At 72.4% G+C, this 15,322-nt stretch carries 17 protein-coding genes; 5 read left to right on the top strand and 12 right to left on the bottom strand.

The annotated features are described in order from the left end of the window. The first annotated feature begins 212 nt into the window (after positions 1-212). Entirely contained in the window at positions 213-1,238 is a 1,026-nt protein-coding gene (locus AB0927_RS23085) for a phosphatase PAP2 family protein (RefSeq protein WP_366669561.1), read from the top strand. 125 nt (positions 1,239-1,363) lie between these two features. Here AB0927_RS23085 and AB0927_RS23080 read toward each other — a convergent pair whose 3' ends face one another. After that, positions 1,364-1,579, bottom strand: a complete 216-nt coding sequence (locus AB0927_RS23080; protein WP_366669560.1) for an I78 family peptidase inhibitor — start codon at positions 1,577-1,579, stop codon at positions 1,364-1,366. A gap of 380 nt (positions 1,580-1,959) precedes the next feature. Next, positions 1,960-2,640 carry a transglycosylase family protein gene (locus AB0927_RS23075; RefSeq protein WP_366669559.1) on the bottom strand — a complete coding sequence of 227 codons (681 nt, stop codon included), beginning with the start codon at positions 2,638-2,640 and terminating at the stop codon, positions 1,960-1,962. 538 nt (positions 2,641-3,178) lie between these two features. On the opposite strand from AB0927_RS23075, the gene AB0927_RS23070 reads away from it, so the two are divergent. Together AB0927_RS23070 and AB0927_RS23065 are read left to right on the top strand one after the other, a co-directional pair. Continuing rightward, complete coding sequence (locus AB0927_RS23070) at positions 3,179-3,961, top strand: hypothetical protein (protein ID WP_366669558.1); 783 nt, start codon at positions 3,179-3,181, stop codon at positions 3,959-3,961. A gap of 64 nt (positions 3,962-4,025) precedes the next feature. Next, positions 4,026-4,424, top strand: a complete 399-nt coding sequence (locus AB0927_RS23065; RefSeq protein ID WP_366669557.1) for a hypothetical protein — start codon at positions 4,026-4,028, stop codon at positions 4,422-4,424. Positions 4,425-4,487: 63 nt separating this feature from the next. Here the strand turns inward: AB0927_RS23065 and der are convergent, their stop codons facing one another. The 5 genes from der to aroH form a co-directional block, all read right to left on the bottom strand. Then, positions 4,488-5,969 carry a ribosome biogenesis GTPase Der gene (gene der / locus AB0927_RS23060; protein WP_366669556.1) on the bottom strand — a complete coding sequence of 494 codons (1,482 nt, stop codon included), beginning with the start codon at positions 5,967-5,969 and terminating at the stop codon, positions 4,488-4,490. A 78-nt stretch (positions 5,970-6,047) separates the two neighbouring features. Continuing rightward, a complete protein-coding gene (locus AB0927_RS23055; protein WP_366669651.1) occupies positions 6,048-6,650 on the bottom strand; it encodes a lysophospholipid acyltransferase family protein in 603 nt (200 codons plus the stop codon). Between the two features lie 80 nt (positions 6,651-6,730). Continuing rightward, complete coding sequence (gene cmk, locus AB0927_RS23050; RefSeq protein WP_366669555.1) at positions 6,731-7,426, bottom strand: (d)CMP kinase; 696 nt, start codon at positions 7,424-7,426, stop codon at positions 6,731-6,733. A 127-nt stretch (positions 7,427-7,553) separates the two neighbouring features. Beyond that, on the bottom strand, positions 7,554-8,639 hold the full coding sequence (locus AB0927_RS23045; RefSeq protein ID WP_366669554.1) for a prephenate dehydrogenase: 1,086 nt from the start codon (positions 8,637-8,639) through the stop codon (positions 7,554-7,556). Beyond that, positions 8,636-8,998 carry a chorismate mutase gene (aroH, locus tag AB0927_RS23040; RefSeq protein ID WP_366669553.1) on the bottom strand — a complete coding sequence of 121 codons (363 nt, stop codon included), beginning with the start codon at positions 8,996-8,998 and terminating at the stop codon, positions 8,636-8,638. The genes AB0927_RS23045 and aroH overlap by 4 nt, the downstream gene beginning before the upstream one ends. A 185-nt stretch (positions 8,999-9,183) precedes the next feature. Between aroH and AB0927_RS23035 the strand changes: the two genes are divergently transcribed. Together AB0927_RS23035 and AB0927_RS23030 are read left to right on the top strand one after the other, a co-directional pair. Further along, complete coding sequence (locus tag AB0927_RS23035) at positions 9,184-9,669, top strand: Rieske (2Fe-2S) protein (RefSeq protein ID WP_366669552.1); 486 nt, start codon at positions 9,184-9,186, stop codon at positions 9,667-9,669. Between the two features lie 21 nt (positions 9,670-9,690). Beyond that, a complete protein-coding gene (locus AB0927_RS23030; protein ID WP_366669551.1) occupies positions 9,691-10,389 on the top strand; it encodes a nucleotidyltransferase domain-containing protein in 699 nt (232 codons plus the stop codon). 26 nt (positions 10,390-10,415) lie between these two features. On the opposite strand, the gene AB0927_RS23025 is transcribed toward AB0927_RS23030, so the two are convergent. The 5 genes from AB0927_RS23025 to AB0927_RS23005 all read right to left on the bottom strand — a co-directional run bounded on the left by AB0927_RS23025 (position 10,416) and on the right by AB0927_RS23005 (position 15,180). Then, on the bottom strand, positions 10,416-11,168 hold the full coding sequence (locus tag AB0927_RS23025) for a nucleotidyltransferase domain-containing protein (RefSeq protein WP_366669550.1): 753 nt from the start codon (positions 11,166-11,168) through the stop codon (positions 10,416-10,418). A 4-nt stretch (positions 11,169-11,172) separates the two neighbouring features. Beyond that, positions 11,173-12,180, bottom strand: coding sequence for an ADP-ribosylglycohydrolase family protein (locus AB0927_RS23020; RefSeq protein WP_366669549.1), 1,008 nt, complete (start codon positions 12,178-12,180; stop codon positions 11,173-11,175). 76 nt (positions 12,181-12,256) lie between these two features. Then, positions 12,257-13,324, bottom strand: a complete 1,068-nt coding sequence (locus AB0927_RS23015) for a pseudouridine synthase (RefSeq protein ID WP_366669548.1) — start codon at positions 13,322-13,324, stop codon at positions 12,257-12,259. 12 nt (positions 13,325-13,336) lie between these two features. Next, positions 13,337-13,984 carry an SMC-Scp complex subunit ScpB gene (gene scpB, locus AB0927_RS23010; RefSeq protein WP_366669547.1) on the bottom strand — a complete coding sequence of 216 codons (648 nt, stop codon included), beginning with the start codon at positions 13,982-13,984 and terminating at the stop codon, positions 13,337-13,339. Then, positions 13,981-15,180 carry a segregation/condensation protein A gene (locus tag AB0927_RS23005; RefSeq protein ID WP_366669546.1) on the bottom strand — a complete coding sequence of 400 codons (1,200 nt, stop codon included), beginning with the start codon at positions 15,178-15,180 and terminating at the stop codon, positions 13,981-13,983. Before AB0927_RS23005 ends, scpB begins: the two co-directional genes overlap by 4 nt. Between the last annotated feature and the right edge of the window lie 142 nt (positions 15,181-15,322).

The raw sequence follows: 15,322 nt of genomic DNA, 5'->3' as shown, positions 1-15,322 counted from the left end.
CGGGGAATTGCGGCCCGGGACCGGGTCGGCACATTTATAAGTGCCATATAAACAACACCCGGCATGATCAAAGGAATTACCGAGGGCGGCTCCCCGGGATTGCGGAATCCTGTGAAATTCGGCCACCCTTGAGAGGTTTCCCACATCACATCGTCATCACAAAGCCGCTGTTTCGACCGGGACCACAGCTCACTCGCTGTAACGTCGATTGGGTGCGTACCGAACGGAACCTCACCCGGCGTCTGGACCGGGTGTTCGCCAGGCTGGACCGCGAGCCGGAACGGCCGGCCCATATCGATGTGCCGGTGATGAGCCGGCACCGGGTCGTGCTGTTCTCCGCGACCCTCGCCTTCTACCTGGCGATCGTGTGGGCCGTGGTGACCACCTCCTGGCTCGTCCGGCTCGACTGGCAGGTCATGTTCTTCCGGCCGTACCAGCAGTGGCCGCAGATCCACGCCTTCCTCGACTACTACGTGGTGCTCGGCCAGCGCGGCCCCACCGCGGTGATGGTCGCCGCGTGGCTCGGCTGGCGCTCCTGGCGGCAGCACACGCTCCGCCCGCTGCTCACCCTCGCCACCTCGCTCCTGCTGCTGAACATCACGGTCGGCGCCGCCAAGTACGGCATGGGGCGCCTCGGTCCGCACTACGCGACCGTGATCGGCTCGAACGAGATGGTCAGGGGCGGCGATATATTTCCCAGCGGCCACACCGCCAACGCGGTGGTCACCTGGGGCATCCTGGCCTACCTGGCTTCCACCCCCCGCGCGCGCCGCTGGCTTTCGGCCCTCTCCGCGATCACCTCGCTGGGTGTCGGCCTCACCACCGTCTACCTCGGTACGCACTGGCTCAGCGACGTGCTCCTCGGCTGGGCCGCCGGCCTGCTGATCCTGCTCGCCCTGCCGTGGTTCGAGCCGCTGATCGCCCGGACCGAGGCGTGGCTGTTCGACCTGCGCGACCGCTGGCGCGCCCGCCGCAGCCGGCCCGCGCGCCAACCGGCCGTCCCCGTCGCCCCGGTGGTGTTCACCCCGCCGCGCGGCGCCCCGGCCGAGCAGTCCGCGCCGGCCCGTGAGCCGGTCTCCTCGACCCGCGCCTCCCGGGGCCTGGCCCACCTGGCGCCCGGCCCGCACACGGCCCGTTCGGAACGCAGCCCGGTCACCCCGGCGGGCCCCCGCCGCCCGCCCGGCGCCGACCGCGTACCGCGCGGCAGCTCCCCGGCCCGCCCCCTGACGGGCGGCTGACGGACGACTGCCGCCCGGGCGCCGGGTTCCGGTACGCACACCACCAGCCCCGCGCCACAGTGAAAGGCCCCGCTCCCTCACCCGGGAGCGGGGCCTTCGCCGTGTCCGCGGCCACGACGGCGAGGTCAGCCCTTCCAGGCGCGGGCCACCCGGCCGTCCCGCACCTCGAAGTTGAGCCGCCCCGCCCGGTACTCCATGGTGATGATCGCGCCCGGCGGCAGCGGCCGCACGGTCGACCAGCCACGCTCCCGGGCGAGCCGCTCGGCGTGCTCGGCGTCGAGACCGACGTACCCGTCCGGGCTGTCCTGGGGCTCCGCTGGCGGAGTGGGAATCGGTGCCATACGGCCACGCTAGGGCGGCACGCCCGGTGACGGAAGCCGGGCGCGGCAGGGTAAGAGCGAGATCAGACTCCCGTCACACTTCTGTCACAGCTTCCGGTCCCCCGTTTCGGCCGAACTCGCTCACCTGATCGAGGGTTTACGTACCGCCCACCGGGGGATTCGAACGGAATTCCCGCGTACCGCGACGCCCCCTCGAATTCCCCGGCGGAAAGCGCCCCGGCGAAGATCGGGGCGGGCCTGAGGAGCGTGATTCCGCAGGGGGAATCCGGCCCTATGCCACCGAAGCTGACACCGCATGGGAAAATTCACGGATTCCGCACATGCCGACGGCCCCCCCGGCGCGGAGCCGAGGGGCCGTCGGGCCGGACAGCGGGCGCGGCTCAGAAGGTCAGGTGCGTGCCGGGGGTGATCAGGTCGGGGTCGGCGCCGATGACGTGCTTGTTCGCCGCGTACAGACGGTGCCAGTCGATGCCGTGCCGCGCGGCGATCCCGGACAGCGTGTCGCCCTCGCGCACGGTGTAGCCGCCCGTGCCCCGGGACACGGAACGACCGGTGTGGCCGGTGTGGCCGGTATGGCCGGACGGGTGCCGCGGCGTCCTCGGCACCGCCTTGACGGGGGCCGACTTCTTCGTCGTGCTGCCCTTGTCGAGGCTCACCTGCGAGGGGGCGGAGCCCGTCGCTCCCGCGCGGCCGGCGCAGACCGGCCAGGCGCCCCAGCCCTGGGCCTGCTGGACCCGCGTCGCGACGGTGATCTGCGCGCTCCTGGAGGCCCGGTCGGCGGTGGGGGCGTACGCGGTGCCGCCGTACGCGCGCCAGGTGTGGGCGGAGAACTGGAGCCCTCCGTAGTAGCCGTTGCCGGTGTTGATGTGCCAGTTGCCGCCGCTCTCGCACTGGGCGATGCGGTCCCACACCCCGTTGTCCGCGGCGGCGGCATCGCCGGTCGCGGCCAGCAGCCCCAGTGGGGCCAGCAGTGCGGCGCCGGCGAGTACGGCCGTCGTACGGCCCCTGCGCGCGCCGCCGTCACGGGCGGTGGTACGGCTGGTATCGGCACACTCGGACATGTGACTCCTTCTTCGACGACCCGGATTCCCCCGGGCGGAGCGCGTCTTCCCGCGCAGGACCGCGGTTCCTCGCGCCCGCCCCGTCCGCGTCCCGGTGCCGGCGATGACGCGCTGCCGGTGCCGGGCGACGGACGAACCCGAGCGGTGCTCGTTGCACACGGCGGAGGAATGTAGGGAAAGCGCGCGCCGGACATCAACCAAATGACCGTCGTGCCAGGCCAGCTGGCGGTTACCGCCGGTATCGGCGACTTTCGGACACCCACTACATGTGCTGATTTACCGATTTTTCTCCCCTGCCCGATGACGCCCTGTGGCCCACTTCACTCTTTCAAGTACCTTGACGCGGCGAGGGGTTGACCGGGAGTGGCCGATTCCGTACCGGAGGTGACCCTGCGCGGCGGTTGGTTCCAACCGGTGCTCCGCCATGCCGTGACCCTCACCACAGGACGTCCGTTGTCTTCTTCATGAGCCCGGAACCCTGGGGCTCATCGGCCGGGGGCCACCCGACCGGTCCAGCACGCATCCCAAGGGAGCCACCGTGCCGCGCATGCTCGACGTCAGTGACGCCGTACGCGCCGAGATCGGCGACGAAGAAGCCGACCGGCTGCTCGCCGGAGAGAACGCCCCGGGCAGTTACGACTGCACGTCCTGCCGTACCCCGGGCGACTCCGAGCGGGAGCGCACCAGCACCGTTCTGTTCGTCGGCGAGGAGACCGCGGTCCTCGCCTTCGCCCACGCCGGCTGCCTGCCCTCGCAGGTCGTCCAGGTCACCGAGGAACAGTTGCAGGGCGCCGTCCGCTCCATCGGCGCCCAGGGCGCCGGCGGCGAGCCGCAGCGGCCCGCGCCCGAGCAGGCGGTGCTCGGCGTGACCAGCGGACTCGTCCTGATCGAGGGCGAGTTGCACCCCGCCCTGGTGGTCGAGCCGACCTCGCCCATCGTGCGGCCGGGCACCGCCGGGCCCGGCGACGACTTCCTGCCGCTCCTCATCGAGCAGGGCTTCATGCCGGTGACCGAACTGGTCGCGGTGCCGCCGGTGCTGCACGGCTGGTCGGTGCTGCTGGCGGTGGGCCAGCTGCACGCGGTCCTCCAGCCGGGCCCGCCCGGCGGCCACCCGGTCGCCTGGTGGCAGGCCCACCAGCCGCTCCAGGTCACCGACGGCTGGCGGGCCGCGGCCAACAAGCACCAGCAGGTACTGATGTTCGCCGCGCCGGTCGGCTCCATCGGCCGCCAGCCGCGCGAGGACCTGCTGCGGGACTCACTCGACAAGGCCGCGGCCTACGGCAGGCTGGTGGCGGCGGCGCTCCCCCTCGCGGGGACCTGAGCCGGGCACCCAAAGGAAGGTTGCGAAACCGCATCTCTTCCCGCGCGCTGTCGTTTGGACATACGTGCACGCATACGATACTTCGCCCCGACGGTCCTCGTTCTCCTCCGTTCCGTCCGCCCGGACGGGGCACGAAGGGGTGGGTGGTGCGTCGGCCACGCCGATCTTCGACATGCTCGCCTCCGAGTGGGTCAAGGCCTTCCGCACGCTGCCGGGTGACCGCAGCGGGGAGGAGGGGATGGCATTCGTCCCCTTCGGCCTGCCCGAGCGGACGGGATGGTCGTACGGCGGCCACCGGGCGGGGTCGTTCAGCAGCTCGTACAGCGCCTACAGCGCGGGGGCCTACAGCGCCCGCCAGCAGTCGCAGTGGCAGCGCGTCGGCACCATCGGACGCCCCCAGCCGGACACCGGGATGCATCACGTGCCCGCCGCGCTGCCCCCCGGACCGCGCCGGGGCTCCTGACCCCCGCACACGAAAAGGGCGGCCCCCGTCTCCAGGGGCCGCCCTTCACGTCGTGGCAGTCGCTTACTTCCGCTTGGTGCCGCGCTTCTCGCGCACCCGCACCGAGATGTGGATCGGGGTGCCCTCGAAACCGAACTCCTCGCGCAGGCGGCGCTCGATGAAGCGCCGGTAGCCCGCCTCGATGAAGCCGGAGGCGAAGAGCACGAAGCGCGGCGGCTTGGTGCCGGCCTGGGTGCCGAAGAGGATGCGCGGCTGCTTGCCGCCCCGGACCGGGTGCGGGTGGGCCGCGACCAGCTCACCGAGGAAGGCGTTGAGCCGGCCGGTGGGGACGCGGGTCTCCCAGCCGGCGAGGGCGGTCTCGATGGCCGGGACCAGCTTCTCCATGTGCCGGCCGGTGCGCGCCGACACGTTCACCCGGGGCGCCCAGGCGACCTGGCCCAGCTCGGTCTCGATCTCCCGCTCCAGGTAGTAGCGGCGCTCCTCGTCCAGCGTGTCCCACTTGTTGAAGGCGAGGACCAGCGCACGGCCCGCCTCCACCGCCATGGTGACGATCCGCTGGTCCTGGACGGAGATGTTCTCGGCGGCGTCGATCAGGATGACCGCGACCTCCGCCTTCTCCACCGCGGCGGCGGTGCGCAGCGAGGCGTAGTAGTCGGCGCCCTGCTGGAGGTGGACGCGCTTGCGGATGCCCGCGGTGTCCACGAACTTCCAGGTGACACCGCCGAGTTCGATCAGCTCGTCGACCGGGTCGCGCGTGGTGCCCGCCAGCTCGTTGACGACGACGCGCTCCTCGCCGGCGACCTTGTTCAGCAGGGAGGACTTGCCGACGTTCGGGCGGCCGATGAGCGCGATGCGGCGGGGGCCGCCGATGGCGCTGCCGAAGGACTGCGCGGGCGCCTCGGGCAGCGCGTCCAGGACGGCGTCCAGCATGTCGCCGGTGCCGCGGCCGTGCAGCGCGGAGACGGGGTGGGGCTCGCCGAGGCCCAGGTTCCACAGGTACGCGGCGTCGGCCTCGCCGCTCGGGCCGTCCACCTTGTTGGCGCACAGCACCACCGGCTTGCCGGCCTTGCGCAGCAGCCGTACGACCGCCTCGTCGGTGTCGGTCGCGCCGACCTTGGCGTCGACCACGAAGACCACCGCGTCGGCGGCCTCGATCGCGTACTCGGCCTGGGCGGCCACGGAGGCGTCGATGCCGAGGACGTCCTGCTCCCAGCCGCCGGTGTCGACCACCTTGAAGCGGCGGCCCGCCCACTCGGCCTCGTAGGTGACGCGGTCGCGGGTGACGCCGGGCTTGTCCTCGACGACCGCCTCGCGGCGGCCGATGATCCTGTTGACGAGGGTCGACTTGCCGACATTGGGGCGGCCGACGACGGCGAGCACGGGCAGCGGGCCGTGGCCCGCCTCCTCGATGGCGCCCTCGACGTCCTCGATGTCGAAGCCCTCTACCGCGGCGAGCTCCATGAACTCCGCGTACTCGGCGTCGCCGAGAGCCCCGTGCTCGTACTCGTGCTCGGCCGAGCCGTCGGGCTGGATGTCGTCGTTCATGAAGTCCGTACCTCGTCGTTCATCGTGGTGATCGGTGGAACAGGCCCTGGCGGGCTTAACCCTCGGTGGGCTGATCCACTACTCAAGTGTCGCCGAGCGCCCGGTCAGGCGCCTGGCGTTTTCCAGGTGGCCGGTGAGCTGCTTCTGGATGCGCTCGGTCGCCTCGTCCAGCGCCCGCCGCGTACGCAGCCCGCTGCCGTCGCCCGCGTCGAACGGGTCGCCGAAGACGACGTCGACGCGCGAGCGCACCGGGGGCAGCGCCTTTATCAACCGACCCGGCCGGTCCGAGCTTCCCATGACGGCCACCGGCACGACCGGCGCCCCGCTGCGGACCGCGAAGTAGGCGAGGCCCGCGCGCAGCGAGGCGAAGTCGCCCTCGCCCCGGGTGCCCTCCGGGAAGATGCCGAGCACTCCCCCGGCCGCCAGCAGGTCGAGGGCCTGGGTGATGGCGGCGCGGTCGGCGGCCGCGCGGTCCACCTTCAGCTGGCCGATACCGGTCAGGAAGGCGCCCAGCGGGCCGACGAACGCCTCCTTCTTGATCAGGAAGTGCGCCGGGCGGGGCGCCACGCCCATGACCATGGGGCCGTCGATGTTGTGGGAGTGGTTGACGGCGAGGATCACCGGACCGGTGGCCGGCACCTTCCAGGCGCCGAGCACGCGCGGCTTCCACAGCCCGTACATCAGGCCGACGCCGATGCGCCGGCCGACCTCGGCCCCCCTCTCGGAGGGCGGGCTCACTTCCCGTCTCGCGGAAGGCAGGCTCACTTCCCTGCTCGCTTCTCCTCGACCAGGGTGACGACGCACTCGATGACCTGGGCGAGGGTGAGTTCGGTGGTGTCCACCTCGACCGCGTCGTCGGCCTTGGCGAGCGGGGAGGTCTTGCGGCTGGAGTCGGCGGCGTCGCGCCGCACCAGCGCCTCCCGGGTGGCGTGCAGGTCGGCGCCCTTCAGCTCACCGCTGCGGCGGGCGGCGCGGGCCTCCGGGGAGGCGGTGAGGAAGATCTTCAGGTCGGCGTCCGGCAGCACCGTCGTACCGATGTCCCGGCCCTCGACCACGATGCCCCCTTCGGCACCGGCGGCCAGCGAGCGCTGGAGCTCGGTGATCCGGGTGCGCACCTCGGGCACCGCGCTGACCGCGCTGACCTTGGAGGTGACCTCCTGGGTGCGGATCGGGGCGGCCACGTCCACGCCGTCGACCGTGATGGTCGGGGCGGCCGGGTCGGTGCCGGAGACGATCTCGGGCTTGCCCGCGACGGCCGCGACGGCCGTCGGGTCCGCCAGGTCGATGCCGTTGTGCACCATCCACCAGGTGATCGCCCGGTACTGGGCGCCGGTGTCCAGGTAGCTCAGGCCGAGCTGTGCGGCCACGGCCTTCGACGTGCTCGACTTGCCCGTGCCGGAGGGACCGTCGATCGCGACGATCACGGGCTTGGCGGTCGGGGCGGCGCCGTTTTCCACGAGGGGACACCTTCCTGGTGCGGTGTGGGCGGGGTCGGGGAGCGAGAGCGCCCCGCACAAGGTTACTGGGTGTGGGTCACTCGTCCGGACGCACATCACCGCCCGGCAGCCGCCCGGCCCCGGTGACCTACTGCCGCAGCGCCCAGCCCCGCTCGCGCAGCGCGCTGGTGAGCCCCGGCACCGCCTGCGGTTCGACCATGAGCTGCACCCGGCCGGCCTGCTGTCCGGTGGCGTGCTCGATGCGCACGTCCTCGATGTTGACCCCGGCGCGGCCCGCGTCGGCGAAGATGCGCGCCAGCTGGCCGGGCTGGTCGTCGATGAGCACCACGACGGTCTCGTAGACCCGCGGCGCGCTGCCGTGCTTGCCGGGCACCCGCACCTGGCCCGCGTTGCCCCGGCGCAGCATGGACTCGATGCCGGTGCTGCCGGTGCGGCGCTTGTCCTCGTCGGAGGACTGGAGGGCGCGCAGGGCGCTCACCGTCTCCGACAGGTCGGCGGCGACGTCGGCGAGCAGGTCGGCGACCGGGCCCGGGTTGGCGGAGAGGATGTCGATCCACATGCGCGGGTCGGAGGCGGCGATCCGGGTCACGTCCCGGATGCCCTGCCCGCACAGGCGTACGGCGGCCTCGTCGGCGTGCTCCAGGCGCGCGGCGACCATGCTGGAGACCAGGTGGGGCATGTGGGAGACGAGGGCGACGGCGCGGTCGTGGGCGTCGGCGTCCATGACGACGGGGACGGCCCGGCAGTGCGAGACCAGCTCCAGGGCGAGGTTGAGCACCTCGGTGTCGGTGTCCCGGGTGGGGGTGAGCACCCAGGGGCGGCCCTCGAAGAGGTCGGCGGTGGCGGCCAGCGGCCCCGACTTCTCCCGGCCGGACATCGGGTGGGTGCCGAGGTACGCGTCGAGGTCCAGGCCGAGCGCCTCCAGTTCCCGGCGCGGGCCGCCCTTGACGCTGGCCACGTCCAGGTAGCCGCGGGCCAGCCCCCGGCGCATGGCGTCGGCGAGGACGCCGGCCACGTGGGCGGGCGGGGCGGCGACGACCGCCAGGTCCACGGGTCCCTCGGGGGCCGCGTCGGTGCCGGCGCCGAGGGCGGCGGCGGTGCGGGCCTGCTCCGGGTCGTGGTCGGCGAGGTGCACGGTGACGCCGCGCTGCGTCAGGGCCAGGGCGGCGGAGGTGCCGATCAGGCCGGTGCCGATGACGAGTGCGGTTCTCACTGGGCGATGTCCTTGCGCAGGGCGGCCGCGGCGCCGAGGTAGACGTGGGCGATGTCGGCGCGGGGACGGTCCGACTCGATGTGGGCGAGGACCCGGACGACCCGGGGCATGGCGCCGGCGATGTCCAGTTCCTGGGCGCAGATCAGCGGCACGTCGACGATGCCGAGCTTGCGGGCGGCGGCCGCCGGGAAGTCGCAGTGCAGATCGGGGGTGGCGGTGAACCAGATGCTGATCAGGTCGTCCGCGGTCAGTCCGTTCCGCTCCAGGACCGCGGTGATCAGGGCTCCCACCTGCTCGTCCATGTGACCGGCCTCGTCCCGCTCCAGTTGGACGGCCCCCCGGACCGCTCGTACCGCCACGGCGCTGCTCCTCGCTGACAGGTGTTGTCGTGCTGGCCCGTCCAGCGTAGTCAGCCCGCGTGGGCAAGGCGCGCGGCGCCCGATCACTGAGACGATACGGGCATTCCGGTTTCTTCCGGTTTCCACGCCTTCATCCAGGCATCGGTATCGGTATCCGCATCCCGACATGTGTACGGAGTGGTGACATGACCCAGGGCGCGACGCGGCGCACGGTGATCGCGACGGGCGCGGCGGCGCTCGCGACCGGCTGCGGCAGCAACAACAGCGGCAGCAGCGCGGCCGCCGACAGCACCGACAGCCCCTCGCCGACGAGCCCCACGACCGCGGCGTCCCCGGCCGCCACGGGCTCTCCGACCGGCGCGGGCACGTCCCCGGCCGCCGACGCGAAGAAGCTCGCGAGCACCGGCGACATCCCCGAGGGCGGCGGCAAGGTCTTCGACGCACAGAAGATCGTGGTGACGCAGCCGACGAAGGGGCAGTTCAAGGCGTTCTCGGCGGTCTGCACGCACATGGGCTGCACCGTGAGCCGGGTGCAGAACGGCACCATCGACTGCCCGTGTCACGGCAGCCGGTTCAAGATCGAGGACGGTTCGGTGGCCGAGGGTCCCGCGGAGAAGCCGCTGGCCGAGCACCCGATCAAGGTCGACGGAAACTCCATCCAGCTCGGCTGAGGGGCCGCGTAGGCTCCGGGCATGCAGCCCGAGGACCTGGTGCGCGACCACACGATCTACGCCTGCGTCATGGGGTCCCGGGCCTTCGGCCTGGCCACGGACGCGAGCGACACCGACCGGCGGGGCGTGTACGTCGCGCCCACCGCCCTGTTCTGGCGGTTCCGGAAGCCGCCGACGCATGTGGAGGGGCCGGGCGAGGAACGGTTCTCCTGGGAGCTGGAGCGGTTCTGCGAGCTGGCGCTGCGCGGCAACCCGAACATCCTGGAGTGCCTGCACTCCCCGCTGGTGGAGCACGTGGACGACACCGGCCGCGAACTGCTGTCCCTGCGCGGCGCCTTCCTCTCCCGCAAGGCGTACGACACCTTCACCCGCTACGCGCTGGGCCAGCGCAAGAAGCTGGACGCCGACGTGCGTACGACGGGTGCCCCGCGCTGGAAGCACGCCATGCACCTGCTGCGGCTGCTGACGAGCTGCCGCGACCTGCTGCGCACCGGCGAGCTGTGCATCGACGTGGGTGACGACCGCGAGTCGCTGCTCGCGGTGAAGCGGGGCGAGGTCCCCTGGGCCGAGGTCGAGGCGTGGATGACCCGGCTCGGGGCGGAGGCGGAGAAGGCCCTGCACCACACCCCCCTGCCACCCGAACCGGACCACCCCCGCGTGGCGGACTTCCTGTACCGGGTACGCCGCGCCTCGGCCCTGGAGTCACCCCCGCTTCCCTGACTCGTCGGCGGACGGCCCGGAGCGGTTCAGGCGTCCAGACGCAGCCGCACCACGAAGTCGTGCAGTGCCTCGTGGCCGGTGGCGGTGGCCGGCAGGGCCGAGGCGGACTGGGCCTCGTCCAGGGCCGCGTGCAGGCGTTCCACGTCGTCGGCGACGCGCTCCTGGTCGAGGCCGGGGAACGTGCCGTGTTCCCGCTCGGCCTTGGCGGCGATCAGTTCGGGAACGTAGGCGGGGGCGTCCAGCCCGGCCGCCAGCGTGGGCAGATGGGCCTGCACCTCGCCGGTGCGCATGAGGTGGACGCCGGTCAGCAGCACCCGGAACGTGTAGAGCAGCGGCTTGAGTTCACCGGTCTTCTCGAACAACCGCCACTGGGTGACCGCGAATCCCCGGTAGTGGTGGGCGTGATGGCTGGTGATCACGCCCGGGGTGAGGGCGACCAGCTCGCGGTGGGCGTCGGTGGTGTGCACGACGAGCGGGGACAGGAGCTGCTCCAGCACATAGCCGTTGCGGCGCAGCATCAGCCGTACGAACTTGCGCAGATCGTGGGTGACCAGGTCCAGCTCGGCGCCGTAGCGCACCCACGTCTTCGACCGGGTCTCCTCCGGCTCGCGCAGGCCCACGAGATCCGCGGCGGGCAGCAGGTGGACGCCTCGGAGATCCACGTCCGAGTCCTGCGAGGGGAAGCCGTACAGATGGGCCCCGGAGACGGTGGCGAACAGCAGGGGGTCGGGCTGTTCGGCGACCACGGGCGCGAGGTCTATGTCGAGGTTGTCGATCATGGGCCTAAGCGTCCCAGAGTGTGCCGAGCGCCAACAGCTCTTCCCGGTACTCGATCCGCTCCGCCCAGTGGGCGGGCCAGGCGTCCGCGCCGAGCCACGCGCCCGCGAAGGCGCCGGTCAGGCAGGCGATGGAGTCGGAGTCGCCGGCGGTGCAGGCGGCCCGGCGCAGGGCGGTGAGGGGCTCGTCGGGGAAGAGCAGGAAGCACAGCAGCCCGGTGGCGAAGGCCTCCTCGGCGATCCAGCCCTCGCCGGTGGCCAGGCACGGGTCGGCCTCCGGCGAGCGGTTTGCGAGGGCCGCCTGGAGCCGGTCCAGGATCGCCAGGCACTCGTCCCAGCCGCGCGCGGCGAAGTGCTCGGGGGTGGGGTCCTGGGAGCGGGTCCACAGGTCGCCGAGCCAGGTGTGGTCGTAGCGGGTGCGGTGGGCGAGGGCGTAGGCGCGCAACTCGCCGATGAGCGCGGCCGGTTCGGTGCCGTGGGCGAGCAGGTGGACGGCGCGGGCGGTGAGGTCGGAGGCGGCCAGCGCGGTGGGGTGGCCGTGGGTGAGCCCGGACTGCAACCGGGCGGCGCCGGCGCGCTGTTCGTCACTCAGGCCGGGCGCGAGCCCGATCGGGGCGACCCGCATGTTGGCGCCGCAGCCCTTGGAGCCGACCTGGCTGGCGTCCTGCCAGGCGCGGTTCCCGTCCTCCAGCAGGCGGCAGGCGGTCAGGCAGGTGTTGCCGGGCGCCCGGTTGTTGTCGGGCGAGTGGTACCAGTCCACGAACTCCTCGCGCACCGGCCGCTCCAGCCGCTTGGGCGCGAGGTAACCGCGCGCCATGGCGGTGCGCAGGCCCCGGCCGAGGGCGAGGGTCATCTGGGTGTCGTCGGAGACACGGGCGCGCGGCGGCAGCGGCATCTCCCGCCAGGGTCCGAACATCGACTCGATCAACTCGACGGTCTTGAACTCGGTCGGGAAGCCGAGGGCGTCCCCGAGGGCGAGGCCGAGGAGCGAGCCGGTCGCGGGCCGCTTGGACATGTACATCATCCCCCTTTATCGTCATGGTGACAATAAAGGGGGATGATGATCGACGCAAGGCGCGCGGGCGCCCGGCCTACAGCTCGACTTCCTTCATCAGCATGCCGACCTCGGTGTTCGACAGGCGGCGCAGCCAGCCGGACTTCTGGTCGCCCAGGGTGATCGGGCCGAAGGCGGTGCGCACCAGCTTGTCGACCGGGAACCCGGCCTCGGCGAGCATGCGGCGCACGATGTGCTTGCGGCCCTCGTGCAGGGTCACCTCGACCAGGTAGTTCTTGCCGGTCTGCTCCACCACCCGGAAGTGGTCCGCGCGCGCGTAGCCGTCCTCCAGCTGGATGCCGTCCTTCAGGCGCTTGCCGAGGTCGCGCGGGATCGGGCCGACGATGTGCGCGAGGTAGGTCTTGCGCACGCCGTACTTGGGGTGGGTGAGGCGGTGGGCCAGCTCACCGTGGTTGGTGAGCAGGATGACCCCCTCGGTCTCGGTGTCGAGCCGGCCCACGTGGAAGAGCCGCGTCTCGCGGTTGGTCACGTAGTCGCCGAGGCACTGGCGACCCTCCGGGTCCTCCATGGTGGAGACGACACCGGCGGGCTTGTTCAGCGAGAAGAACTGGTACGACTGCGTGGCCACGGTCAGGCCGTCGACCTTGACCTCGTCCTTCTCCGGGTCGACCCGCTTGCCCTGTTCCATGACGATCTCGCCGTTGACCTCGACACGGGCCTGCTCGATCAGCTCCTCGCAGGCACGCCGGGAGCCGTAGCCCGCGCGCGCGAGCACCTTCTGCAGGCGCTCGCCCTCCTGCTCGGCGCCCGGGAAGGTCTTGGGCAGCTTGACGTCCTTCTTGCCCGCGTACCGGTCCCGGTTGCGCTCCTCCACCCGCGTCTCGTACTCACGCGAGCGCGAGGGGGCCGTACGACCGCCCTGCTGGGGCCGCTTCGGGCCGCCCTTGGCGCCGCCGCGCGCCGAACCGCCGCGCCCGGACTTGGGACCGTCCTGGGTCGCGCCGGGGCCCACGTCGTAGCGGCGCTCCTCGGGGCGGGGCTTGCTGGGACGGCCCTGCCCCTGCCGCTCGTCCCGGTTGTTGCCGGCGCCGCGGTAGTTACCGCGCCCACCACTCTTGCCGCTGCCGCTGCCGCTGCTTCGCATCAAAGTTCCGTCTTAGTCGTCTGCGTCCGCTACGCCCGGCGCGTCGGGCGCGTCCGGGTCGAACGACGGAACCCCTTCCTGGGTCTCGGCCTCGATCGCCTCCGCCTCCGGGAGGAAGGGCGCGAGTTCCGGAAGCTCGTCCAGGCCACGCAGGCCCATCCGCTCCAGGAAGTAGTTCGTCGTCCTGTACAGGATCGCACCTGTTTCGGGTTCCGCGCCCGCCTCCTCGACCAGACCGCGCTGGAGAAGGGTGCGCATCACGCCGTCGCAGTTCACTCCGCGTACGGCGGAGACCCTGCTGCGGCTGACCGGCTGGCGGTAGGCGACGACCGCGAGGGTCTCCAGCGCGGCCTGGGTGAGCCGGGCGGTCTGACCGTCCAGGACGAGGCGCTCCACGGCGGGCGCGTAGGCGGCGCGCGTGTAGAAGCGCCAGCCGCCCGCGACCTGGCGCAGCTCGAAGCCGCGGCCCTGCGCGGTGTACTCGTCGGCCAGCGCGCGCAGCGCGTCCGCGATCTGCCGCCGGGGCCGCTCCAGGATCCTGGCGAGGTGCTCCTCGGTCGCGGGCTCGTCCACGACCATGAGGACGGCCTCCAGGGCGGGCCTGAGCTCCAGCTCGGCGACGCCGCCCGGGCCCGCCGGGGCCTCGGTGGTCTCGCTCACGGCTTCCTCTCCTCCTCGGGTCCGGGTCGCTCGGGCGGCCGGTCGAACTCGTCGGTGACCACCGGGGCGGCGGGGCCGTCCCCGCCGGTCCAGCGCACCAGCAGCTCGCCGAGGGCGGTCTCCTGCTCCAGGGCGACGGCCTTCTCCCGGTACAGCTCCAGGAGCGCCAGGAAGCGGGCGACGACGGTGAGGGTGTCGCCGGTGTCCGCCACGAGCGCCCGGAAGCTCGCCTCACCCAGCTCCCGCAGCCGCGCGACCACGATCCCGGCCTGCTCCCGCACACTGACCAACGGGGCGTGGATGTGGTCGACGTACACCTGCGGCTTGGGCCTCGGCTGCATCGCCTTGACCGCGAGCTTCGCGAACCCCTCGGGTCCGATGCTGATCACGACCTCGGGCAGCAGCTCGGCGTGCTCGGGTTCGAGGCCCACGGTACGGGGGTAGCGGCGGGCCTCCTCGTCGACGCGCGCGTTGAAGATGTCGGCGATCCGCTTGTACGCCCGGTACTGGAGCAGCCGCGCGAACAGCAGGTCCCGCGCTTCGAGCAGCGCGAGGTCGCCCTCGTCCTCCACCTCCGCCGCGGGCAGCAGCCGGGCCGCCTTGAGATCGAGCAGCGTGGCCGCCACGACGAGGAACTCGGTCGTCTGATCCAGGTCCCAGTCCGGCCCCATCGCGCGGATGTGCGCCATGAACTCGTCGGTGACCTTGGACAACGCGACCTCGGTGACGTCCAGCTTGTGCCTGGAGATCAGCTGGAGGAGCAGATCGAAGGGCCCCTCGAAATTCGCAAGCCGAACCTTGAACACCCCACCGCCCGCCTCCTCCCCCTCCCCGCCCTCCCGGGCCCGGCCCCCTCCCCCGGACGCGGCCACCTCCGCGGGCGCGTCCAAACGCACGGGCGCGCCAGGCTCTCCGGGGCGGACGGGTTCTTCGGGCGCGCCAGGCTCTCCAGGGCGGACGGGTTCTTCGGGCGCGGCCGGATCTGCGGGCGCCGCCGGATCTGCGGGACGGCCAGGTCCATCGGACGCGGCAGGATCTGTGGGCGCAGCCGGCGCTTCGGGACCGGCGGGTTCTTCGGGACCGGCGGGTTGTTCGGGCGCGGCCGGATCGGCGGGCGCAGCCGGACATGCGGGCGCAGCAGACCCTCCGGGGGCGGCCGGACCTTCGGGGCCAGCGGGCCCTTCAGGCGCAGCCACTTCTGCGGACGCCGCCGGACCGGCGGGCACAGCCGGACCTGTGGGGTGGCGAGGTTCCTCGGGCCCGACCAAATCTTCGGGCGTACCCGGCTGTCCGGGACCGGCGAGTTCTTCCGGCGCAGCCAGATATGCAAGCGCAGCA

The sequence above is a fragment of the Streptomyces sp. NPDC048106 genome, assembly GCF_040706415.1.
GTDB lineage: Bacteria > Actinomycetota > Actinomycetes > Streptomycetales > Streptomycetaceae > Streptomyces.
Note: the sequence above shows the minus strand (reverse complement) of the source record. Positions and strands in the feature narration are given on the sequence as shown.

What these genes read in the sequence shown, in the direction of transcription:
- AB0927_RS23080 (WP_366669560.1), bottom strand. Translation starts at nt 1,579, where the DNA reads ATGGCACCGATTCCCACTCCGCCAGCGGAGCCCCAGGACAGCCCGGAC.
- AB0927_RS23075 (WP_366669559.1), bottom strand. Translation starts at nt 2,640, where the DNA reads ATGTCCGAGTGTGCCGATACCAGCCGTACCACCGCCCGTGACGGCGGC.
- der (WP_366669556.1), bottom strand. Translation starts at nt 5,969, where the DNA reads ATGAACGACGACATCCAGCCCGACGGCTCGGCCGAGCACGAGTACGAG.
- AB0927_RS23055 (WP_366669651.1), bottom strand. Translation starts at nt 6,650, where the DNA reads ATGTACGGGCTGTGGAAGCCGCGCGTGCTCGGCGCCTGGAAGGTGCCG.
- AB0927_RS23035 (WP_366669552.1), top strand. Translation starts at nt 9,184, where the DNA reads ATGACCCAGGGCGCGACGCGGCGCACGGTGATCGCGACGGGCGCGGCG.
- AB0927_RS23030 (WP_366669551.1), top strand. Translation starts at nt 9,691, where the DNA reads ATGCAGCCCGAGGACCTGGTGCGCGACCACACGATCTACGCCTGCGTC.
- AB0927_RS23025 (WP_366669550.1), bottom strand. Translation starts at nt 11,168, where the DNA reads ATGATCGACAACCTCGACATAGACCTCGCGCCCGTGGTCGCCGAACAG.
- AB0927_RS23020 (WP_366669549.1), bottom strand. Translation starts at nt 12,180, where the DNA reads ATGTCCAAGCGGCCCGCGACCGGCTCGCTCCTCGGCCTCGCCCTCGGG.
- AB0927_RS23015 (WP_366669548.1), bottom strand. Translation starts at nt 13,324, where the DNA reads ATGCGAAGCAGCGGCAGCGGCAGCGGCAAGAGTGGTGGGCGCGGTAAC.